This window comes from Sphingopyxis macrogoltabida, from assembly GCF_001307295.1.
GTDB classification, from domain to species: Bacteria; Pseudomonadota; Alphaproteobacteria; order Sphingomonadales; family Sphingomonadaceae; genus Sphingopyxis; species Sphingopyxis macrogoltabida_B.
Window position 1 is genome coordinate 1389937 of sequence record NZ_CP012700.1, and the last position, 21755, is coordinate 1411691.

Below are 21755 nucleotides of genomic sequence, written 5' to 3' on the forward strand. Positions count from 1 at the left end.
GTAGGAGCGGACGTTGCCCCCGTCACTGTCGTCATCCCGGGCTTGACCCGGGACCCGCCTTCCTTGGCGCGCTGGAAAGACAAGGCAGGCCCCGGGTCAAGCCCGGGGTGACGATAAAGAAATATCCGCTTCCTGCCGAAACCGGCCCCTATTCCTTCTCCACCAGTTCCTTCAACAAAAATCCGTGCAGCATCGCCGCGCGCACAGCGTCCTCGGCGTGATCGGCGCCGACCGAATGGCCGCCCTCGGTATATTCGTGGTAATAGACCGGGTTGCCATATTCCATGAGTTGCGCGGCAAATTTGCGCGCATGGCCGGGGTGGACGCGGTCGTCCTTGGTTGAGAGATAGAGGAAGATCGGCGGATATTTCATGCCCTTGCGGATATTCTGGTACGGCGAATATTTGGAGATGAACGCCCAGTCGGCGGCATCGTCGGGATCGCCATATTCGTCCATCCATGACGCCCCGGCGAGCAGCTTGTTGAAGCGGCGCATGTCTTTCAGCGGCGATCCCGAAATCACCGCGCCATACAGGTCGGGACGCTGCTCCATCGCCGCGCCGACGAGGACGCCGCCGTTCGAGCGGCCCGATATCGCGATCTTGCCCTTCGTGCTCACCCCGGTTGCGACGAGATCCTCGGCGACTGCGTGCAGGTCGTCGAAGCTGTTCTGGCGCTTCTCGTAGAGCGCCGCCTGATGCCACAGCGGACCATATTCGCCGCCGCCACGGATGTTGGCGAGGACATAGGCGTTGCCGTCCTCGACCCAGAACAGCCCGAGCGGGCCGGCGCGATAGGGCTGGCCGGTCAGATAACCGGGGGTCTGCGCGGCCTTGAAGCCGCCATAGGCGTGGATCAGCGCCGGGACGGGGGCGCCTTCGCTGCCCTTTTTGCGGACGAGGAAATAGGGGATTTTGGTGCCGTCCTTCGACGTCGCGAAGCGCTTTTCGACTGCCATTCCGGCGGCGTCGAACTGGGCGGGCAGGCTCTGGATGGTTTGCGGCGCGCCGGTTTCGCCGACGGCATAGAGTGTCGGCGGCTGGAGCATCGTCTCGGCGGTGGCGAGGGCGAGGTTGCGTTTGCCGACGGTGCCCGTGATCTGCACCGTCGCCTTGTCAGCGAGCGGCACTTCCTTCTGGCTCCAGCGGCCATAGGGCTGGTCGCGGCGCAGCGCGAAAAGCTTGCCCTCGACGTCGTCGAGCGCTTTCACCCACAGCACATCATCGCCCGCCGCGACATCCTCGATTGCCTGCGACGCGGTCGGTTGCATGACGGGGATGAAAGGCACCTGGTCGCCGCGCGACATCTCGTCGAGCGGCAGCGCGAGGAGTGAGCCCGCCGGATAGTCGAATTCCTTGTCGTTGAGGAAGATGATCGCCTGTCCGTCGATCACCGCGCGCAGCTCCGCGGTTTCGGGGATGATCGTGTCGATATATTCGCCGCCCTCATAGGGCTTGGGGATATAAAATTCAGTCGTGTAAAAGCTTTTCGCCCGGCTGATGATCGGCCAGCGCTTGTCGCCGTCCATCTCCGCGCCCACGGTCATCCCGACATCGGCGACGTCTCCTTCGACCACCGTTTGCGCCGCGGAAAGCGGCGTACCGCGCTGCCAGCGCTTGACGATCCGCGGATAGCCCGAAGTGGTCATGCTGCCGTCGCCGAAATCGGTCGCGACGAGCAGATTGTCGGCGTCTTCCCACGTCACGCTGCTCTTGGCGAGCGGCAGGCTGAAGCCGTCCTTGACGAATTTGCCCGTCGTGCGATCCCATTCGCGAACGATATCGGCGTCGGTGCCGCCGGGGCTCAGCGAGACGAGGCAGCGTGTATAGGCAGGGGCGAGACAGTCGGCGCCGTGCCAGACCCAGCTCTGCTTCTCGGCCTTGCCGAGCGCATCGACATCGATCAGCGTCGTCCATACCGGCTTGCCGGCGAGATAGGCGTCGAGCGGGCTTTGCCGCCACAGCCCGCGCGGATTGGCGGCATCGCGCCAGAAATTGGTGATCGTGTCGCCCATCACCTCGCCGGGCATTGCGATCTGCCGGTCGTCGTCGAGAATGGCGCGGGCGCGCTGACGATCGGCCTCGAAGCCAGGGCGCGACCGGATCAGCGTGTCGGTCGCCTCATTCTGTTTGCGCACCCAGTCGAGCGATTTCCTACCCTCGATATCCTCGAGCCAGCGATAGGAATCGGCGGGCTCGGGCGCGGCGACCTTCGGTGCCTCTTCCTCGTCGTCCTGCGCGGCGGCGATTGCCGAAAACGAACAGCAAAGGGCCAGCCCGGCAAGCGCGGCGCGGATCATCGTCATCTCCCTGTTACCGGCATCCGCCGACCTGTCTCCGCGTGCTAGCACCGCGATGCAGGGGAAGGGAAGGGTTGCGCGATCCGGGACTTACTGGTCGATGACGATCGTACCCGGATGGTGCTTGTCGAGGTGGCGCTTGATGATCTTGAGGTTGCGCGTGTTCGAACGGAACAGGAAGTCGAAGGCATCGCCGACGAGCGGGATCGCGCCCAGCGCCGTGTCGATGCCGAGATTGCCCGCCATGCGCCAGATCTGCCATTTCGACATGCCGAGGTTGCGCGCTTCCCAGATCAGATAGGCGCCCATCATCGCCGTGATCACATCGCCGACGACGGGGACGAGGCCGACGATCGCGTCGAGCCCGACCGGGCGGTTGATGCCGGGGATGACGAAGCTGCGTTCGAGCAGCAATTCCAGCGTCTCGACGCGCTTGCGGAGCGCCGCGGGATCGTTGCGGTTCTGGATCAGGGCATCGAAGATCGCGTCGGGATTGGGGGTCGAAGGGGCCATAGGGGTCCTTTCAGGAAGCGCACGAAACTATGCGCCATGCAATTAATTGGGTTTTGCGATCAGATGATTCAATGGGTGCTGTGCGCGGCCGTTGGCGCGCAGGCCGGTCAGCCGCTGCGACGCGACCGACCAGCGTAGCGGCGTCGCAAGCGGAATGAACGGCGTATAGCGGGCAAGCACGGCCTCGGCCTCGGCCACCTGCTGCGCGCGCTGGCCGAAATCGATGTTCGCCGTCGCCTGATCGATCAGGTCCTGCGCTTCGCGGTTGCATAGCGTGTCGCGGCGGCACGACAGGCGGCGGAGGCCCCACAGCGCATCGTCGTTGGGCATCACTTCGTCGATCAGCTTGAGATCGGCGGTCGCATCGAGACCGACGCGGCGGCTTTCGATCCCCAGCCGCGCAAAATCGGCGGCGATATAGGCAAAGAGGATGCGTCCGCCGGGCGAATCGGGCAGCGCGATGCGCAGCGGCGCAATTTCGCGTCCCGTCCCGCGCCACGCATCGACGACTCGCTTCGCCTGGATGAGGCGCGAGGCATCGTCATAGTCGTTCCAGCCGGGAACAATCGGCGCCGGCCCGCCATCGCGCGCGTAGAGCGCGGGGCGCAGCGTCACCTGCGGTTGCCATTCGGCGAGGCCGAACGCTTCCACCAGACGGTCGCGGCGGATCGCGCGCGACAGCGCTTCGCGGTTGACGTCGGTGGTCAGGAAGCCGTCGGCGTGGAGGAAGGTCAGGCCGAAAAGCCCGGGCACGGGGTCGACGACGAGACGCGAGCGCCCGATGTTCGAGGCGACGAAATAGGGAAGGGTCGAAAAGCGGCCGCCGACGACGCCGTCGGCATAGCCGTTCTTGAACCGCGCGAGCGCGCCCTCGGGCGAGGTGCCGACGAGTTCGATCGACGCGGCGGGATCGTTGGCGGCAGCTTCCGCTTCCTCCGGATCTTCGGCGAGCGGGTCGGGAACTGGCGAAAGCAGGACCGCCCGGCCGATCCGGTGCGGCCGCATCGGACCCCAGCCCTTGCCCTTGCTGACGATCGCCATCGACGGCTGGGCCAGCAGTTCGAGCATCGCCGGCTGGGGTACCTTCAGCCGGATTTCGATGACCGTGTCGGTCATCGCCCGGATCGTCTCGATCTCCGGGAAATCGTCCTTGAGCATGTGGCGGCTGCGCGCCGCGAGATAGGAACGCAGGATGGCCGCAACCTCTTCGGCGGCAACCTTGCGGCCGTCGGCCCATTTGGCTTCGCGGAGGCGGAAGATATAGCTGCGCCCGTCGCCGGTGACCGTCCAGCGATCGGCAAGACCGGTATCGATCTGCCCTTCGCCGTCATAGCTGACGAGGCCCTGCGATGTCGCATCGAGCAGCGCGGCATTGCCGGCGGACAATTCGCCGTTCACCGGATTGGCGGCAGCGCTCAGCGGTCCGATCGCGGCGATTTTCACCGGGCCGCGATCGCCGAACAGGCCGCAACTGGTCAGCGTGAGAGCGAACAGGGTCGCGGCAGCGGTCAGGCGGCCGCGACGTCGTGCGATCGTTGCTGCGATGGGGTGACTGTCTCTTTCCGGCGGCATCGGCGCCATCATAATGATAAGCGGCAAAACCGGAAGGGACATCGCGGCCGCTCAAGGAATATCGTCCACCGCGACGTCTAACGATCGAACCGCCATTCGCTTTTCGCCAGCAAAGGATCGCCGATGAAGACCTATCACGGAAGCTGCCACTGCGGCCGCGTCGCCTTCGAGGCCGACATGGATTTCGAAGGCAGCAGCAAGTGCAATTGCACCTATTGCTGGAAACAGCGCAACTGGAACGTCGCGACGATGAAGCCTGACCAGTTTCGCCTGCTGAAGGGCGAGGAAGATCTGGGCGACTATGCGCGGAGCGGCGAGGGGTTCGAAACGCATCATCGCTTTTGCCGCCATTGCGGCACCGCGACGCACGGCCATGGCCGCATCGACGCGATGGGCGGCGATTATGTCGGGGTGCGCATCGCGGCGCTCGACGACCTGCCGGTCGAGGAATTACTCGCGGCGCCGGTGACCTATTGCGACGGGCTTGACGACAATTGGTGGAACCCGCCCGCCGAAATCCGGCATCTTTAATCCGCGCTATTGCGGGGCGGCCGGACGCGTGATGTCGGCATCGCCATAGGTCGCGGCGAGCCTCTCCCCCTTGGCATAATCGATCAGCAGGCGAAAATAGCCCGGGGTATAGCGGGTCGACACGCGCGATCCGTCGGGCGCGCTCTCGAATTCGGTCATGCCATGTTCGGCCTTCGGAAAGACGGCGAGGGTGATCGGCCGGCCGTCGGCGATCAGCGCCTTGATCCGCTGCGCGGTTTCGCCGGCCGGGGCGTCGATGTCCATGCCGCCGATCGCCCAGAGCTGCGGCACGGTGACCTTGCGAAGCGTCGGCATCGGGTCGTAATGGAGCGGCGTTCCGAAGCGATAGGCTTGCCCCTTGGTCCGGATCTCCTCGGCGGTCATGCCAAGGATGATATGGGTGAAATTGCCGTAGACATCCTTGTACCACGGCTCGTTCCGGTAGCGGGCCCGGACGGCGTCGAGTTCCTCGATCCCGTCGCGCATGCCGCTGGCGAAAATGCGCGTCGTCGCGGCGCCGATTTCCTGCGCTTTCGCGATCACGTCGGGGCCATAACCCTTCAGCCCCATCTGGAAGGCGATCGCCTCGCGGTCCTCGTCGGCGACCGATACCGCCAGCCCGAAGCTGACGATCAGGAAATCGACATCGGTGCGCGTCGCCGCGAGCGGCGCGATCCAGCCGCCCTGGCTCGGCCCCTGAAAACCGAAGCGCGCGCCGCGGGTGCGCGCCATGCGCCGCGCCTCGGCGAGCGCCGCCACTGCATCGTCGGCGAGCGTCGAAAAGACCTGCGTATATTTGTCGCCCGACGCCCCGGTGCCGCGCTTGTCGTAAACGAAGGCGCCGACTCCGGCGGCGGGCAGCATCCGCTGCAGCGGATTCGTGTCGCGCGCGGAGGTGAATTCGGCGCCGTGAAGCAGGACGACGATCGGCACCGGACCGTCGCCGGGCGGCAGGATAAGCCGCCCGACAAGGCGCGTGTCGTGGCTGGTGAAGCTGGTTTCGCGCGTTTCGAGCGTAATGCGCTGCGCATCCTGTTCACCGAACGCCATGCGGTTGGCCGCGCAATCGAAGCGAACCTGTAACCCGTCGGGCCGGCCGGTCCAGCCGGTGGTGCTCGTCCAGCGGTCGCCGTCGCGCTTCAATTCGCCGCTGCTGCCGTCGATGTTGCGCCAGCGCAGCGCGCCTTCGTTCGCCGCCGCGATGTCGATAATGCCGCCGTCCGCCAGCCGATACACGCCCGCGCCGCATTCGGCTTCGCCTGCCACAGCCGGGGTTGCGATCGCGGAAGCGGCGAGCAGCAAGCCGCAAAGCCATTCGCCCGCAATGGTGCGGCGCGGACGTCCGGAACTTTGGAAAATCGGCATTGCGTTCCTTGCCTGAGAGATGCGGAGGGTAAGGCGAAGAAGATGTGATTCTGCATCCTAGCGACAAAGCTGGTACGGCCAAGGCCGAAGGCAATGCCTTTGTCCGCAACATTCTGGAAAGGCAGGACTATGACGGAATCCGTCCGCTCGGTGGCGATGGACGTCGACCTTTCGGCGCTTCGTCACAACCTCGCCGTGGTGCGCGAACTTTCCGGGGACCGCGAAGTGATCGCCTCGATCAAGGCCAATGCCTATGGCTTCGGCGCCGTGGGCGTGAGCCGCGCGCTGGTCGATGCCGGGGTGCGCAAGCTGTGGACCGGCAATGTCGACGAAGCGATTGCGCTGCGCGACGCCGGGATCGACGCGGAAATCCTGCTTTTCGGCGGCATCGAGCCGCAACAGGTCGCCGACGTGCTGCGCCATGACTTCCAGCCGACGATCTTCGACGAGGTGGGGCTGGACATGCTGGCGGAGGCAGGGATGGCGGCCGGGCGCCGGGTACCGGTCTGGGTCAAGGTCGACGCAGGGCTCGGTCGCTTCGGCGTCGCGCTCGGCGGGGCCGCGGACTTCGTCGAGCAGGTCGCGCTCCGGGACGGCATCGACCTGCGCGGCGTCTATTCGCATCTCCCCTTCGGTTCGGCCGACGGTGCGAACTGGGCGCGCGAACGGAGCGCGCGGTTCAATGCCGTGATCGACGAGCTCGGCGCGCGCGGCGTCGCGATTCCGACGACGCAGCTTTGGGGCAGTTCGGGCGTCCTCGCGGGCCTTCCTGATGCATCGAGCGCCGTCTGCGTCGGCCATGCGCTCTTCGGGCTCAGCCCGCTGGAGGCAGGGGTAGGCGTGCATTCCGAACTCCGGCCGCTGATCCGGTCGCTGTCGGCGCCAATCCTGCAGGTCGGCGGTTCGGGGGTCGAAGGCGGCGGCTATGGGGCAGGCGGCAACGGCCTGGCCGCAACGCTCGGCATCGGGCTCGCTGACGGCATCGCGAAGGCTAAGCATGGTGAAGCCGAGGTGATCATCGGCGGACGCCGTGTTCCGGTCCGGGGCTTCACGCTGGAATATCTGATGGTCGACGCCAGCGATGCCGCGTCGGCCGAACCGTTCGATGCCGCGCTGATCATCGGTACGGCGGGTGACGCCAGTGTTACGCTCGACGACTGGGCCAAATGGACCGGCGTTTCGCCGCTCGAAGTGATGATGGCGCTCTCCGACCGGATGCCGGTCCGCTACGTCGACGGATAGACCGGCTAGAAGGGGCGGGGGCCTGTCAGGCGCCCCACACCTGCTCGTAAACCCGCAGCCAGTTGCCGCCCAGCACCTTGCGGATTTCGTCGTCGGTCCAGCCGCGTTGCATCAGCCCCTGTGTCACGTTCGGCAGCTCGGTGATCTTCTCATAGCCCTTGACCATGAACATTTCGGCCGGCGGCACGGCGCTGTACGCGTCGGGCGGCCAGAGCAGCGGGTTGGTCCGGGTCAGATCCGCCCGCCCGTACATAAAGTCACATCCCAGCCCGATGTGATCGACGCCGACCAGGCGCTTCAGATAATCATATTGATCGAGATGCTTGTCCAGGCCGACCTGCGGCGTGAGCCGGATTTTCTCGTCCTTCCGGCTCCGCGCGTGGAAATCGTTGACGGCGGTCACGCCGATGACGCCCCCGCTGGCGGCGATTTGTTCGATCATCTTGTCGGGCATGTTGCGCGGGTTGTCGGCGATCGCCCGCAAGTTGGTGTGCGAACAGATGACCGGCACCCCTTTCGACATGGCAATCGCATCATAGGATGTCTGGTCTCCGGTGTGTCCGCCGACGTCGAGGACGATCCGCTGCTTGTGAATCTGTTCCACCAGCCGCCGGCCGGCACGGCTGAGCCCGAGCGTGGGATCGAGCGATCCGCCGCCGAAGACGGTGGTGTTGTTGTAGATCAGCCCGCAGATCCGAAGACCGAGCTCCCAAAAGGTCCGCAAATTCTCGATCGGGGGGAGGCCCCACTCATCGGTTTCGTTGGTCAGGTAGGTGGCCGATTGCCACCCGACGAGATAGCCGATCTTGCTGTCCTGATGCGCCTGCCGGATGTCGCGCACGCTCTTTACCAGGACAAGCCGCTTTGCATGTTTGTCGAAGAAGTTCAGCATCGTGGTCGCGTTGCTGAAGCTGGACATGCCGTGACCTTGCCAGATATCGACCCCTGCCGATTCGAGCATGTCCAGATATTCGTCGGTCATCGCCGATCCGTCGAGTTGATCGACCAGCAGCGTCGAATCCTGGAGCCGCCTCGCATCTTGCAAAGTGGCGGACCGGCGGGATGGCTGATTGGCGAAGGCGGTCGAAGCCGACATTGCCGTTGCAATGCCCAGAGAAGAAAAGAGCGCCTCTCTCCGATTCATGCCTACTCTCCTGCCGCTTTGGTGCAATTGGCCGCGCCAGCGAGCATCGGAGCTCCTGAAGATCGCGATCAGTCTGTATCATTTGAATATAGGGCTTAGACAAGCGGCAGAAATTTCCGGCCTCAGCTTTAGAAAGCCTATCGAGGCGGACTGTTCCGGGGAAAGGCCATGAAGCAATATGGCACCGGGATTTAACAGCTTTCTATCCCGGGTGCGGGCGGTTCCTTGTCGTGAGGCGATGGTGCGGACGGCGGGACTTGAACCCGCATGACACTAGGCCGGCAGATTTTAAGTCTGCTGCGTCTACCGATTTCGCCACGTCCGCATACCATCGTCCGTCAAGCGGATGGCCGGAGAGAGGTCAAGCGGTGTTTGCGGCTGCCGCCCCCGTTGGCGATAGTTCTTGCCAAGTCGGCAATCAGATTTTCACCAGTTTGTGGTTTTGGTGGATCGCCCGCCGCCGGGCGTGTCCCTTTTTGCGAAGATCCGATGATGCAATGGCTCCATAACAGCGTGAACGCCTGGGAAGCGGTAATTCCATTCGCGCTGTTCTTTTGTGCGCTGGCGCTTCTTACGAAGCGAAGCGCGGGCGTGGTCGCCGATGCGCGGCGCGCGGCCGGGGAATGGCGCACCAACCTGCTGATCTTCCTGTTCGACACCCTCATCGTCCTGCCATTTGTCGCGTTGCCGAGCGTCTGGATCGGCGCGCAACTGGGAGCCCCGGCAGTACTGACCGGCTTCTGGGCACAGGCCCCATGGCTGCTGACCGGCATCGCGGCGATCGTTGTCGGGGACTATATCGGCTATTGGCGTCACCGGCTCGAGCATCACCCGCTCTTGTGGCGCTTTCACGCAACGCATCATTCGGATCGCGAAATGAATTGGTTCTCGTTGAACAGGATGCATCCCGTAAACCGGCTGACAACGGTCACGATCGATCTTACTCTGCTTGGACTCGCCGGTTTCCCGCTCTGGGCCGTCGCGCTGAACGGACTGGTGCGTACGAGTTGGGGCTATTTCATTCACGCCGATGTGCGCTGGACGCTCGGTCCGGCGGGCAAGCTCTTCATCTCGCCCTCCGCGCACCGCTGGCATCATGCGCGCGACGAGGCGATGGCGGGAAAGAATTTCGCCACCGTCTTCACTCTTTGGGACCGGCTGCACGGGACTTGGCGGTCTTCGCCGGTGCCGTTTCGCGACCCGACGGGAGTGGAGGGGCACAGCGGCGGCTTCCTGTTCGAAATGTTCCAGCCGTTCGGGCTTCTTCCGAAGCGGATCGAGGAGCGCGCTGCACCGGAAGGCCGTCCGGTCGAGGTCCTGAGCAAGGCGTGAAACGGGCCTGGATACAGGTCCATTGATTGCGGGCTTCACCGCGTCGCTTCTGTCGGTTAGACACCGGCGCCATGGAAACAGTTCTCAGCATTTCCGGCCTCGGAAAGACCTATAAGAGCGGTCATCAGGCGCTCGCGGGCGTCGATCTCGATATCGCGAAGGGAGAGATTTTCGCGCTGCTCGGCCCGAACGGGGCGGGCAAGACGACGCTGATCAGCATCGTTTGCGGGATCGTCACGCCCAGCGCCGGAACGGTGACCGTCGCCGGGCACGACCACGCCCGCGACTATCGCGCCGCGCGGACGATGATCGGGCTGGTGCCGCAGGAATTGCACACCGACGCGTTCGAGACGGTGATGGCGACGGTGACTTTCTCGCGCGGGCTGTTCGGCAAGCCGCGCGACCCCGCTTTCATCGAGCAGTTGCTGCGCGACCTGTCGCTGTGGGACAAGCGCGGGTCGAAGATCATGGAGCTGTCGGGCGGGATGAAGCGCCGCGTGATGATCGCCAAGGCGCTCAGCCACGAACCCGAAATCCTGTTCCTCGACGAGCCGACCGCGGGCGTCGACGTCGAACTGCGCCGTGACATGTGGAATATGGTGCGCGGGCTGCGCGAGCGCGGTGTCACGATCATCCTGACCACCCATTATATCGAGGAGGCCGAGGAAATGGCCGACCGCGTCGGGGTGATCAGCAAGGGGCGGCTGATCCTCGTCGAGGAGAAGAATGCGCTGATCAAGAAGCTCGGCCGCAAGACGCTGACGCTCAACCTCGCCGAGCCGCTGGATGCGGTTCCCGCCGACCTCGCACAGTGGAACCTCGCGCTCGCGGGGGAGGGGCATGAGCTCGTCTATGAATTCGACAGCCAGGCCGAGGCGACGGGGGTTCCCTCGCTGCTGCGGCGGATGAGCGACCTTGGTATCCAGTTCAAGGATCTCAATACGAAGCAAAGCTCGCTCGAGGATATTTTCGTCGGGCTGGTGCACGAGACCAAAGCGGAGCAAGCGGCATGATTTCCAATTTTCGCGGCATCCGCGCGATCTACCAGTTCGAAATGGCGCGTTTCGGCCGTACCTTCTGGACCAGCCTGATGCTGCCGGTGATCACCACCGCGCTCTATTTCGTCGTTTTCGGATCGGCGATCGGCAGCCGGATGACCGAGGTCAGCAATGTGCCCTATGGCGCGTTCATCGTGCCGGGCCTCATGATGCTCACGATGTTCACCGAAAGCATCAGCAACGCCAGCTTCGGCATTTACATGCCGAAATGGACCGGGACGATCTATGAGATGCTGTCGGCCCCGATGTCGCCGCTCGAACTGCTGGTCGCCTATGTCGGCGCCGCGGCGACGAAATCGGTGATCATCGGCGCGATCATCTTCGCGACCGCGCATCTCTTCGTCGATGTCCAGATCGCGCACCCGCTGCTGATGGCGGCGTTCATGGTCCTGATGGCGGTCACCTTCTGCCTGTTCGGCTTCATCATCGGCATCTGGGCGCAGAGCTTCGAGCAGCTTCAGGTGATCCCGATGCTGGTCATCTACCCGCTGACCTTTTTGGGCGGCGCTTTCTATTCGCTCGACATGCTGCCGGCGGCGTGGCGGACGATCACGCTGTTCAATCCCGTGGTCTATCTGATCAGCGGGTTTCGCTGGACCTTCTTCGGGCAGGGCGATGTCGGGATCGGCGTCAGCATGGGCGCGGTTTCGCTGTTCCTCGCGCTGTGCCTCGCGGTAATCTTCTGGATGTTCCGGACGGGATACCGCTTGAAGAATTAATGAGCCGTCATCCCGGCGGAGGCCGAGATCTCGCCGGTGCGTCCAGATGAGAGCACGAGACCCCGGCCTTCGCCGGGGTGACGATAAAAAGACGACCTCAGTCGTTCAGCCGCTCGCGCATTTCCTTGCCGGGCTTGAAATAGGGCACCGCCTTGGCCTTCACCGCGACGGGTGCGCCCGTGCGCGGGTTGCGGCCGGTGCGTGATTCGCGGCTGCGGGTCGAAAATGCCCCGAATCCGCGCAGTTCGACGCGGCCCCCGGAGGCGAGTTGATCGACGATCGAGTCGAAAAAGGCATCGACGATGCGCTCGACCTCCTCAAGGCGCAGGTCGCTGTTTTCGCTTGCGATCTTTTGAACCAGTTCCGACCGGATCATGAGCTTCCCCTAATTATCACGCACCCCGCGGATGCAGGCTATCCGGTCGTTGCCGGCTTGCTTGCGTGAGACCCCTCCCAACGCGGTGCGGAGAGTATCATGAATCATTATCCGGTCAAAATATATCGCGGCAGCAAAAAGGCCCGCAGAGGGACACTCTGCGGGCCTTTTGTTTCGCCTGACGGCAGCAGGAGGATCAGTCCTTCTTGCCGGCCTTCAGCGCCTCGCCGAGGATGTCGCCAAGCGACGCACCCGAGTCCGACGAACCGTACTGTGCAACGGCTTCCTTCTCTTCGGCGATCTGCATCGCCTTGACCGAGAAGTTCGGCTTTTTCGAGCGGTCGAAGCCGATGACCATCGCATCGAACTTCTGGCCGACCTGATAACGCTCGGCGCGCTGTTCGTCGCGGTCGCGGCCAAGGTCGGCGCGCTTGATGAAGCCCGTGGCGCCATCTTCGCCGGCCTGAACTTCGAGGCCGTTGTCGCGGACTTCGAGGACCGAGACGGTGACGATGTCGTTCTTCTTCAGTGAACCGGCTGCGGCAACGCCGCCGCCAACGGCCGGGGCGCCCTTTTCAAGCTGCTTGATGCCGAGGCTGATGCGTTCCTTCTCGACGTCGACGTCGAGAATGACGACCTGCACATTCTCGCCCTTGCGGTGGAGGTGCAGCGCTTCTTCGCCCGAGATGCCCCACGCGATGTCCGACATGTGGACCATGCCGTCGACGTCGCCGGGCAGGCCGATGAACAGGCCGAATTCGGTCGCGTTCTTGACTTCGCCTTCGACGACCGAGCCCACCGGATGTTCTTCGGCGAACGCGCCCCAGGGGTTCGACTGGGCCTGCTTGAGGCCGAGCGAGATGCGGCGCTTGTCGCTGTCGACTTCGAGGACGATGACGTCGACTTCCTGGCTGGTCGAAACGATCTTGCCGGGGTGGACGTTCTTCTTGACCCACGACATTTCGCTGACGTGGACCAGGCCTTCGATGCCGGGTTCGAGTTCGACGAACGCACCGTAGTCGGTGATGTTCGTAACGGTGCCGGACAGCTTCGCACCGACGGGGTATTTGGCGGCGACGCCTTCCCACGGATCGCTTTCGAGCTGCTTCATGCCGAGGCTGATGCGCTGCGTGTCGCGGTTGATGCGGATGATCTGGACGCGGACGGTGTCACCGATGTTGATGACTTCGCTCGGGTGGTTGACGCGCTTGTAGCTCATGTCGGTGACATGGAGCAGGCCGTCGATGCCGCCGAGGTCGACGAACGCACCGTAATCGGTGATGTTCTTGACCGCGCCTTCGATGATCTGGCCTTCTTCCAGGTTCTGGATCAGGCCCGAACGCTGTTCGGCGCGCGTTTCCTCGAGGATGGCGCGGCGCGACACGACGATGTTGCCGCGGCGGCGATCCATCTTGAGGATCTGGAAGGGCTGCGGCAGGTCCATCAGCGGGCCGACGTCGCGCACGGGGCGGATATCGACCTGCGAACCGGGCAGGAACGCCACGGCGCCGCCGAGGTCGACGGTGAAGCCGCCCTTGACGCGGCCGAAGATGACGCCTTCGACGCGGGCTTCCTTGTTGAATTCTTCTTCCAGGCGGTCCCAGGCGGCTTCGCGGCGAGCACGGTCGCGCGACAGCATGGTTTCGCCATTGGCGTTTTCGACGCGGTCGACATAGACTTCGACTTCGTCACCGACGTTGAGGTCGGCCTTCTGGCCCGGCATCGCGAATTCGCGAAGCGGCACGCGGCCTTCGCTCTTCAGGCCGATGTCGATCACTGCCAGGTCGTTTTCGATCGCGGTCACGGTGCCCTTGACGACGCGGCCTTCAAAGCCGCCGTCGGCACCACCAAGCGATTCATCGAGCATCGCGGCGAAATCGTCGCGCGTCGGGAAAGCCGTAGTGGCCATGGTTGTTCTTCCTTACTTCATTGTTCCGGCCAAGCGGTTGGGTCCGCTGGTCTTGTGGCCGATCCGTCCTGCCCGCCGGATGCGATGCAGGACATCCGCAAAGCGACGACAGGGAAGGGCATGGGCAAAGCAAAAAGGGCGCGACGGGTGAACCCCGTCACGCCCGACGCTCAGGTGGAGCGGCGGCCTGTCCGTGCCTCAACCAGCGTTATCGCCCGTTGGACGGCGTCGCCTATAGTCAAATCACCCGTATCGAGCAAGTCCGCATCGGCAGCACGCAGCAGCGGCGCATCGGCGCGCCCGGTGTCGCGGGCGTCGCGCGCATGGATGTCGGCGAGCACGGCGTCATAGGTCACATTGACGCCGCGCTTCTGCATCTCGGCGAAGCGGCGCTGCGCGCGAACTTCGGGGCTCGCGGTAACGAACAGCTTGGCGTCGGCGTGCGGCGCGATGACGGTGCCGATATCGCGTCCGTCGAGCACGGCGCCGCCGGGCTGGTTCGCGAAATCGACCTGGCGCTGGAACAGCGCGGCGCGCACCGCCGGGTGCACCGACACCCGGCTGGCGAGCCCGCCGGTCGTTTCATAACGCAGCGCCGGATCGCCCAGCAGGCTGTCGGGAAAATCGCAGGCGGCGAGCGCGTCGGCGGCATCGTCGGCGTCGCCATGATCGAGCTGCGTCTGATAGCCGACGGCCCGATAGAGCAATCCGGTGTCGAGCACGGGCACGCCGAAATGCTCGGCGAGCGCCTTGGCGATCGTGCCTTTTCCCGATGCGGTCGGGCCGTCGACGGCAATGATCATCAGTCGATCTGGAACGCGTCGATGCGCGCGCTCATCAGTCTGCTGTCCGGGCCGAACAGCAATTTGAACCAGCCGCCATTGGCGAACGAGCCTTCGCACGAGGCGATGCCGTTGCCTTGCCCCGCCTTGCCGGGTTCGAGGCAGTCGACCGGAATCTCGGGCAGAAAGGCGCGCACCTTCGCCAGCACCGCGCTGCGGGTGCGGGCGGGGCCGATCCCGAGCGCCGGAATGTCGCGGGCGCCCAGCGTCTTCGCATCGACAATCTTGATCGCAAGGATGTCGCCGGCGAAGATATGGACGACGCCGTCGGGGTCTTCCCACTCGCAGGCGAGGCCGTCATCGTCGCAGGAATCGCCGTTGGTGAGGCGGCCGATCGCCTGCGGCGTGCTCGGCAGGCTGAGCGGATAGCGCGAGAAGCTCGCGTCGGCGCGATCGAACGGATCGGCGATGCGTTCGCTGGCATGCGCGGAACTCGCAAAAGCACTGGCGAACAGCGCGAGGGTGAGGGCGGCGGGCATGATCTTCATCGCATCGGGTTCCTTGGTCGTTGTATCCGGCCGCAGCTTGCCTCGTCATGGTGACAGTGTCGATGACATTGATCACACGCGAGATTTTGTGCGGAGCCGGCGCTCATGGTGCGCCTGCGGCCCCTTGCAATCCTGCGAGCAGTACCTCGAAATCGGGAAAGCTGGTTGCGACAGGGGCCATGTCGTCGACCATTACCGGTGCGGTGCTGACCAGGCCTGCGATAGCAAAGCTCATGCAAATACGGTGATCGAGATGACCGGCGATGGTTGCGCCGCCGGGCAGCGGGTCGCCGCCGGTGCCGTCGATGATCAGCCCGTCCTCGCTTTCCTCGACGCGCGCGCCGATCGCCTTGAGACCCGTCGCCATCACCGACAGCCGGTCGCTTTCCTTGACGCGCAATTCGTCGAGGCCGGTCGTGACGGTGCGCCCTTCGGCGAGGGCGGCGGCGACGAACAGGATCGGGAATTCGTCGATCATGCTCGGCGCGACCGCGGGATCGACGTCGATGCCCTTGAGCGCGCTGTGCCGGACGCGAAGGTCGGCGACGGGTTCGCCGCCGACGTCGCGGGCGTCGAGCAGTTCGATGTCGCCGCCCATCTGCTTCAGAATCTCGATCAGCCCGGCGCGCGTGGGGTTGAGGCCGACATTGGCGACGATGATATCCGAACCGGGCACGATCAGCGCTGCGACGATGAAGAACGCTGCGGACGAGGGATCGCCGGGGACGACGATCGTCTGCGGCTTCAGTTCGGCCTCGCCACGGATGCGGATATGGCGCGTGCCATCGGCATCGGTTTCGACTTGAAGGTCGGCGCCGAAGCCGCGCAGCATGCGCTCGCTATGGTCGCGCGTCGGCACCGGCTCGATCACCTCGGTGATGCCGGGGGTGTTGAGCCCGGCGAGCAGCACCGCGCTCTTCACCTGCGCCGACGCCATCGGCAGGCGGTAGGCGAGGGGAATGGCAGGCGCGAGGCCGCGCACCATCAGCGGCAGAGTCTTGGTTCCATTAGCGCCCGGCGAGGCGCCGATGTCGGCGCCCATCTGCGAGAGCGGCTCGATGACGCGGCCCATCGGGCGGCCCGACAGGCTGGCATCGCCGACAAAGGTTACGGTGATGGGATGGCTCGCGACGAGCCCCATCAGCAGCCGCGTCGAGGTGCCGCTGTTGCCCATGTCGAGCGCCTCGCGCGGCTGGAGCAACCCGCCGACGCCGACGCCGTGTATACGCCATTCGCCATCGTCGCGGCGCTCGATGCCCGCCCCCATCGCGCGCATCGCGGCGGCGGTGGCGAGGACATCATGCCCCTCCAGCAGTCCGGTGACGCGGCTTTCGCCGACGGCCAGCGCCGACAACATCAGCGCGCGGTGCGAAATGCTCTTGTCGCCGGGAATCGCGATCCTACCTTTGAGCGGACGGGAGGCGGAAAAGCTGCGCGGCGAGGCGGGGTGATCGGTCATGACGAGCGGCTTTTGACAGCGGCCTTGCAATCTGGCAAGGCGCACGCCGATTTGACGGATAGCTATTCAGCTGACGTCGCTTTTCCGATATTTATATCCAGTTTCCAGAAGGTTATGAGGCGTTTATGGTGAAGGCTGAATGGGGCACGAAGCGTAGCTGCCCGAAATGCGCCACGCGATTCTATGATTTGACCAAGGATGATCCGGTAAGCTGCATCAACTGCGGCTATGCTTGGATCCCGGAATCGGTCTTGAAGTCGAAGCAGCCGATGCCGTTCGAAGAAGTCGAAAAGCCCGGCAAGGTCGCCAAGGAAGAAGGCGTCGACGAGGATCTGGATCTGGATGTCGATGTCGACGAGGACAGCGATTCGCCGGACAATGACGTCGACCTTGGCGGCGACGACGATCTGGGCGTCGCCACTGGCGACGACGAGGACGACGAAAGCTGATTTTTTGGTGAGGGGCCAAAAAAGCATCACAGGATGCATTTGGCCCCTTGCATAACGGACGTGCGCTGGTAAAGGCGGCGTCCCGGTCGCACCACCCAGGGCGACCCGCAAAATGGCACGGGGCCTTAGCTCAGCTGGGAGAGCGCTACAATGGCATTGTAGAGGTCAGCGGTTCGATCCCGCTAGGCTCCACCATTTTGGATATCGGCGCCGGAGCGCCGTTTCTCCCATAATAATCCGGCCGTTGCCTCACTGGCCCGCCGACCCACATTTCCCTCTTGCGCAACGCGCGCGCACTGCCCACGTTACTTCTATCGTCAACAAGCGAAAGGAGGTGGTCGAATGTCTCATTGTCCGATGCCCGGTGCGGCAGGAAATACGAGCATGGCCTTCCTTGCGGGGGCCCGGCTGAGCTAAGCTGACCGCGTCAGGCAAAACAATGGAAGGGTCGTCCGGAAGGGCGGCCCTTCATTGCATCGTGCGCCGGAAAGGGCGGTCGATCGCGGCGTACTGCCGTCATATTCGCCCAAGCCGTTCGAATTGGACGCTGAATCGTTGCCCATCGGGCGGCCGGGCGGGATCGATTGGCGATGGCGTTCGTTGCTGTTCTTCACGGACCATTTCCCATGGAGGATATATGAACCTGCTCGGCAAGGCCGCGATTTCTGTCGCGGCAATTTCGATGATGGCGGCACCGGTGGCCGCGTCGGCTACCACCGCATTCGACAACGCGCGCGCCACGTCGGCCGTGGACGGCCAGAACGAATTCGGCGGCAAGTCGAGCTGGCTGATCGGCCTGGCCGGTCTGATCGCCGGTATCATCGTGATCGGCTTCGTTGTCGACGACAACAAGAAGAACGATCCCGTCAGCCCCTGACAGCGAAGATCAGGTAGCGATCCGCAGCGGCGGCGTGGTTACTGCGCCGCCTCTTCGGTTTCGAAAAGCGGCTCGAGCTTGATAGGGTCCGCCAGCGAGATCCGGTCGAGGATCGACGCTGTGTCGTCGCGCACCCTCAGCATCAAGCTGCGCAGGCGGCATTCCGCCTCGGGGAGGCAGTTCTTGCAATGTTCGTGCGCGTTGCGCGCGGCGCACGGAACAAGCGCGAGCGATCCGCGGGTGAGCCGCACGAGGTCGCCATAGCTGATATCGATCGGCGGCAAGGCGAGCTGATAGCCGCCGTCGCGGCCGCGCTGCGAAATCAGCAGCCCTTCGCGCGCCATTTCGGACAGGATCACCGTCAGGAATTTCGGCGGGATATTCTGCGCCTCCGCAATATCCGCAAGCTGGACCTGCCCCTTGCCCCAATGGTCGGCAAGATGCTGAAAGGCACGGATCGTATAGCGGGTCTTCTGCGACAGCATGACCGTGGTACTGTGACATATTCAGCTTTAATTCAACCTGTCTGGATGAGATTTCGGCAAGAGTTGATGAAAATCACAGCGGGTGGCATCAGGGCGGAATAAGAGGGCCGCCTGTCGCCCGATCAGGGCAGCGATTTGGGGTGAAGCGGATGACACGCAAAATATTGGCAGTTCCGGCAGTTCTGGCAGCATGCATGCTCGCGGTCGCACCCGCGCAGGCACAGTTCGGCGGATTGCTCCGCAAGGTGACGACGCCGGCGCCGAAGCCGAGCGAAGACGATAATGGCGGTTGCCCCAAGGGCAAGAAGGGCAGCGGCATCGGCCGGAATATCCTCGGCAATGTCCTGAACGATGCCGTCGGCGATGTCGCGAGCAAGGCCGGCGTCTACAGCTATGTGCCGATTGCCGAAGTCAGCGGGACGCTCACCGATGCGATCGCCTGCCGGCTCGATCCCGGCGAGCAGGTGCAGGCCGCCGCGGCGACCGAGGAAGTGACGCGCGGCGAAAAGGTCGGCGCCACCGCGAGTTGGACCAGCGAAACCCGCCCCGAAGTCAGCGGTTCGTCCACCGTCGCGTCGATCAACACCGAAAGCGGCGGGCGCAAATGCATGAACGTCAACGACTTCATCATCGTCGATGGCGAGGAGACGCAGGTCTCGAAACGCATGTGCAAGGGGCCGGGTGATACACGCTATGTCCTTGCGGCCTAAACTCTTCCGGCTGGCGCTGTCCGCCTTCGCGCTGGTCGGATTGACCGCCGCGAGCGATGTCGATCCCGCGAATCCGACCTGTCCGCTCAATCCGAACTGGTCGGCGAATCCGACCATGACGCTGAAGGTGGAAAAGCGCGGCCGCATGAAGGTGATGCTCGCCGAAGGGCGGATCGATTCCGGGCTCCCCGACCGGCTCTCCGCCGCGTTGAAGGCGAATCCCGACGTCGAGGAAATCTGGCTGCGTTCGCCGGGCGGCGATGCGCGCGCCGGAAATACGGCCGGCCGCATCATCCGCAGCAATCCGGGCATATTGACCCGGGTGCCGACCGGCTGGACCTGTTTCAGCGCGTGCAATTTCGTGTTCATGGGCGGTCTGCCGAGGGTCATCGATCCGGGCGGCGTTTTCATGGTGCATATGTTCACCCGCACCGGCGACCGGTCGACGATCGACATGAGCGTCGCGATGGGAACCGACGCGACGCGCGAACTGATCGGCGGCATCGAACAGGATTCGGCCCTGCTGGCGAGCGAGGACAATGATTTCCTGATCAAGATGGGCGTCTCGCGAAAATTGCTGACCGACGTCATGTATCAGCAGCAAGCGGTCGCGACCGCCGAAGACAAATCGACCCGCCGCTGCCTGACGCTCGACGAAGCCCTGAAATATGGCGTCACCTACGCACCCGAATGAGCGGGAATGCGGACAAGGTTGCATTCAGAAACGAATGACGTAGGCTGGCGGCCATAACAGGAGAGGCTGCCATGAACGAGATGACGCACGACCACGCCAAATTCCGCTCGATGATCGACGGAACGCAGCAGGACTGGGACATCATCGCGCGCGAGCAAAAGGAATTCGCGCCGAACAACGGCGCGCGCATCCTTGAGCATCTGAAACTGCTCGGCGGCGATTATGGCGGCTTTCCGGTCGACCGGCTCGAGCATTGCCTGCAGACTGCGACGCGTGCCCATAGGGATGGCCGCGACGAGGAATATGTTGTGATGGCGCTGCTCCACGACATCGGCGACACGCTCGGCGCGTTTAACCACCCCGACGTCGCGGCAGCGATCCTCAAACCTTTCCTGTCAGAGGAAAATCTGTGGATCGTCCAGCACCACGGGATTTTCCAGGGCCATTATTTCTTCCACTATCTGGGGCTCGACCGCGACATGCGCGATCAGTTCCGCGATCATCCCTATTATGGCGCGTGCGCCGAATTCTGCGAAAAATATGACGCGCCGGCGTTCGATCCCGATTACGACAGCGAGCCGCTGGAATTTTTCGAACCGATGGTGAAGCGGCTCTGTTCCTACCCCAAGGCGAGCATCTACAAGAAGGTGATGGTCGAGGAAGCGGCCGAGTAGAATAGGCTCAACAAACCCGTTCGCATCGAGCGAAGTCGAGATGCCCCTCGGCTTGGCGTAAGCCTTCGGGGTGTCTCGACTTCGCTCGACACGAACGGGAATGGGAAGGGCTACTTCCCCTTGAACGCGGTCTTGCGCTTTTCCTGGAAGGCCAGCACGCCTTCGACGGCGTCTTCGCTGTTGCCGGCGACAAACTGGCCCATCGCCTCGGCGTCGAGCGTTTCGGAGAAGCTCTGCGACAGCCCCGCACGGAGGACTTTGCGCATCGTGCCGAGCGAGACCGTCGGGCCGGATGCGAGGCGCGCAGCAAGCGCCTTCGCTTCGGTGAGCAGGTCGGCGTCATCGACGCATTTGTAGACCATGCCCCAGTCGGCGGCCTGGTCGCCCGAAATCTTTTCGCCGAGCATCATCATCTGCAGCGCGCGCGGCACGCCGACGAGGCGCGGCAGCAGCCACGACGAGCCGCCGTCGGGGACGAGGCCGATGTTGACGAAGGCCTGGAGGAAATAGCCGCTCTTGCCGACGAGGGTGAAATCGCCCGAGAGCGCAAAGCTGCAGCCGACGCCGGCCGCCGGACCGTTCACCGCGGTGACGACGGGAATGTCGAGATTGGCGAGCGCAAGCAGCATCGGGTTGTAATGGTTGCGCAGCGCCTTGCGGCTGTTCGCGCCGCCGCCGACCGCCGACGCCGTGCGGTCGCCGCCAAGGTCGGCGCCCGAGCAGAAGCCGCGGCCTTCGCCGGTGATCAACAATGCACGCGCGCCCAGCACCGGCAGATGGTCGAGCGCCTCGCGGATTTCGTCGGCCATTGCGGGGGGCATCGAATTGAGGCGCTCGGGGCGGTTGAGCGTGAGCGTCGCGACATGGTCTGCGACGTCGAGCTTGATCGTTTCGAAGGTCGGGGTGGTCATTGGGAAGAAATCCTCTCGGCTCTGCTTTGATCTTTACCTTTACGTTCACGTAAAGTTGTGACCGATTTGCCGGACAAGCGCAAGAGGGATGGGGAGGGTATTGGCC

Annotated in this window: 22 protein-coding genes and 2 tRNA genes; 11 read left to right on the plus strand and 13 right to left on the minus strand. The window is 64.0% G+C overall.

The window, feature by feature from the left end:
• Nucleotides 1–148: 148 nt before the first annotated feature.
• The 3 genes from AN936_RS06505 to AN936_RS06515 form a co-directional block, all read right to left on the minus strand.
• Entirely contained in the window at nt 149–2299 is a 2151-nt protein-coding gene (locus tag AN936_RS06505; RefSeq protein ID WP_084758220.1) for a prolyl oligopeptidase family serine peptidase, read from the minus strand.
• A 90-nt stretch (nt 2300–2389) separates the two neighbouring features.
• A complete protein-coding gene (locus tag AN936_RS06510) occupies nt 2390–2812 on the minus strand; it encodes a DUF4112 domain-containing protein (protein ID WP_054587424.1) in 423 nt (140 codons plus the stop codon).
• 42 nt (nt 2813–2854) lie between these two features.
• Nucleotides 2855–4411 (minus strand): ABC transporter substrate-binding protein, encoded by a 1557-nt coding sequence (locus AN936_RS06515; RefSeq protein ID WP_234715761.1) that lies wholly within the window; start codon nt 4409–4411, stop codon nt 2855–2857.
• Nucleotides 4412–4507: 96 nt separating this feature from the next.
• Between AN936_RS06515 and AN936_RS06520 the strand changes: the two genes are divergently transcribed.
• Nucleotides 4508–4915 carry a GFA family protein gene (locus AN936_RS06520; RefSeq protein WP_054587425.1) on the plus strand — a complete coding sequence of 136 codons (408 nt, stop codon included), beginning with the start codon at nt 4508–4510 and terminating at the stop codon, nt 4913–4915.
• Between the two features lie 6 nt (nt 4916–4921).
• On the opposite strand, the gene AN936_RS06525 is transcribed toward AN936_RS06520, so the two are convergent.
• Nucleotides 4922–6280: an alpha/beta hydrolase family protein gene (locus AN936_RS06525; RefSeq protein ID WP_084758221.1), complete on the minus strand. Its 1359-nt coding sequence runs from the start codon at nt 6278–6280 to the stop codon at nt 4922–4924.
• Between the two features lie 129 nt (nt 6281–6409).
• Between AN936_RS06525 and alr the strand changes: the two genes are divergently transcribed.
• Nucleotides 6410–7522 carry an alanine racemase gene (gene alr / locus AN936_RS06530; RefSeq protein ID WP_054587426.1) on the plus strand — a complete coding sequence of 371 codons (1113 nt, stop codon included), beginning with the start codon at nt 6410–6412 and terminating at the stop codon, nt 7520–7522.
• A 25-nt stretch (nt 7523–7547) separates the two neighbouring features.
• Here alr and AN936_RS06535 read toward each other — a convergent pair whose 3' ends face one another.
• The gene (locus tag AN936_RS06535) at nt 7548–8693 is read right to left on the minus strand and encodes a dipeptidase (protein ID WP_149037609.1); all 1146 of its coding nucleotides are present in this window, start codon (nt 8691–8693) and stop codon (nt 7548–7550) included.
• A gap of 212 nt (nt 8694–8905) precedes the next feature.
• A tRNA-Leu gene (locus AN936_RS06540) sits at nt 8906–8991 on the minus strand.
• 167 nt (nt 8992–9158) lie between these two features.
• Between AN936_RS06540 and AN936_RS06545 the strand changes: the two genes are divergently transcribed.
• From AN936_RS06545 to AN936_RS06555, 3 genes are all read left to right on the plus strand, one after another.
• Nucleotides 9159–9998, plus strand: a complete 840-nt coding sequence (locus AN936_RS06545; RefSeq protein ID WP_158500057.1) for a sterol desaturase family protein — start codon at nt 9159–9161, stop codon at nt 9996–9998.
• 71 nt (nt 9999–10069) lie between these two features.
• A complete protein-coding gene (locus tag AN936_RS06550; RefSeq protein WP_054587429.1) occupies nt 10070–11011 on the plus strand; it encodes an ABC transporter ATP-binding protein in 942 nt (313 codons plus the stop codon).
• On the plus strand, nt 11008–11775 hold the full coding sequence (locus tag AN936_RS06555; RefSeq protein WP_054587430.1) for an ABC transporter permease: 768 nt from the start codon (nt 11008–11010) through the stop codon (nt 11773–11775). Before AN936_RS06550 ends, AN936_RS06555 begins: the two co-directional genes overlap by 4 nt.
• A gap of 97 nt (nt 11776–11872) precedes the next feature.
• Here the strand turns inward: AN936_RS06555 and AN936_RS06560 are convergent, their stop codons facing one another.
• The 5 genes from AN936_RS06560 to aroA all read right to left on the minus strand — a co-directional run bounded on the left by AN936_RS06560 (nt 11873) and on the right by aroA (nt 16849).
• Nucleotides 11873–12151, minus strand: coding sequence for an integration host factor subunit beta (locus AN936_RS06560; protein ID WP_054587431.1), 279 nt, complete (start codon nt 12149–12151; stop codon nt 11873–11875).
• Nucleotides 12152–12347: 196 nt separating this feature from the next.
• Nucleotides 12348–14060, minus strand: coding sequence for a 30S ribosomal protein S1 (gene rpsA, locus AN936_RS06565; protein WP_054587432.1), 1713 nt, complete (start codon nt 14058–14060; stop codon nt 12348–12350).
• A 170-nt stretch (nt 14061–14230) separates the two neighbouring features.
• Complete coding sequence (locus AN936_RS06570) at nt 14231–14863, minus strand: (d)CMP kinase (RefSeq protein ID WP_054587433.1); 633 nt, start codon at nt 14861–14863, stop codon at nt 14231–14233.
• The gene (locus AN936_RS06575; protein WP_054587434.1) at nt 14863–15390 is read right to left on the minus strand and encodes a hypothetical protein; all 528 of its coding nucleotides are present in this window, start codon (nt 15388–15390) and stop codon (nt 14863–14865) included. The genes AN936_RS06570 and AN936_RS06575 overlap by 1 nt, the downstream gene beginning before the upstream one ends.
• Nucleotides 15391–15493: 103 nt before the next feature.
• Nucleotides 15494–16849: a 3-phosphoshikimate 1-carboxyvinyltransferase gene (gene aroA, locus AN936_RS06580; RefSeq protein ID WP_054587435.1), complete on the minus strand. Its 1356-nt coding sequence runs from the start codon at nt 16847–16849 to the stop codon at nt 15494–15496.
• A gap of 125 nt (nt 16850–16974) precedes the next feature.
• On the opposite strand from aroA, the gene AN936_RS06585 reads away from it, so the two are divergent.
• From AN936_RS06585 to AN936_RS06595, 3 genes are all read left to right on the plus strand, one after another.
• On the plus strand, nt 16975–17298 hold the full coding sequence (locus AN936_RS06585) for a TIGR02300 family protein (protein WP_054587436.1): 324 nt from the start codon (nt 16975–16977) through the stop codon (nt 17296–17298).
• A 119-nt stretch (nt 17299–17417) separates the two neighbouring features.
• Nucleotides 17418–17493, plus strand: a tRNA-Ala gene (locus AN936_RS06590).
• Nucleotides 17494–17935: 442 nt separating this feature from the next.
• On the plus strand, nt 17936–18175 hold the full coding sequence (locus AN936_RS06595) for a hypothetical protein (RefSeq protein ID WP_054587437.1): 240 nt from the start codon (nt 17936–17938) through the stop codon (nt 18173–18175).
• Nucleotides 18176–18213: 38 nt separating this feature from the next.
• Here the strand turns inward: AN936_RS06595 and AN936_RS06600 are convergent, their stop codons facing one another.
• The gene (locus AN936_RS06600) at nt 18214–18660 is read right to left on the minus strand and encodes an RrF2 family transcriptional regulator (RefSeq protein WP_054587438.1); all 447 of its coding nucleotides are present in this window, start codon (nt 18658–18660) and stop codon (nt 18214–18216) included.
• Between the two features lie 194 nt (nt 18661–18854).
• Between AN936_RS06600 and AN936_RS06605 the strand changes: the two genes are divergently transcribed.
• The 3 genes from AN936_RS06605 to AN936_RS06615 all read left to right on the plus strand — a co-directional run bounded on the left by AN936_RS06605 (nt 18855) and on the right by AN936_RS06615 (nt 20738).
• The gene (locus AN936_RS06605) at nt 18855–19370 is read left to right on the plus strand and encodes a hypothetical protein (protein WP_234715762.1); all 516 of its coding nucleotides are present in this window, start codon (nt 18855–18857) and stop codon (nt 19368–19370) included.
• Nucleotides 19354–20064, plus strand: coding sequence for a hypothetical protein (locus AN936_RS06610; RefSeq protein ID WP_054587440.1), 711 nt, complete (start codon nt 19354–19356; stop codon nt 20062–20064). Before AN936_RS06605 ends, AN936_RS06610 begins: the two co-directional genes overlap by 17 nt.
• 71 nt (nt 20065–20135) lie before the next feature.
• On the plus strand, nt 20136–20738 hold the full coding sequence (locus AN936_RS06615; RefSeq protein ID WP_054587441.1) for an HD domain-containing protein: 603 nt from the start codon (nt 20136–20138) through the stop codon (nt 20736–20738).
• Between the two features lie 110 nt (nt 20739–20848).
• Here the strand turns inward: AN936_RS06615 and AN936_RS06620 are convergent, their stop codons facing one another.
• Nucleotides 20849–21649, minus strand: a complete 801-nt coding sequence (locus AN936_RS06620) for an enoyl-CoA hydratase-related protein (protein WP_054587442.1) — start codon at nt 21647–21649, stop codon at nt 20849–20851.
• Between the last annotated feature and the right edge of the window lie 106 nt (nt 21650–21755).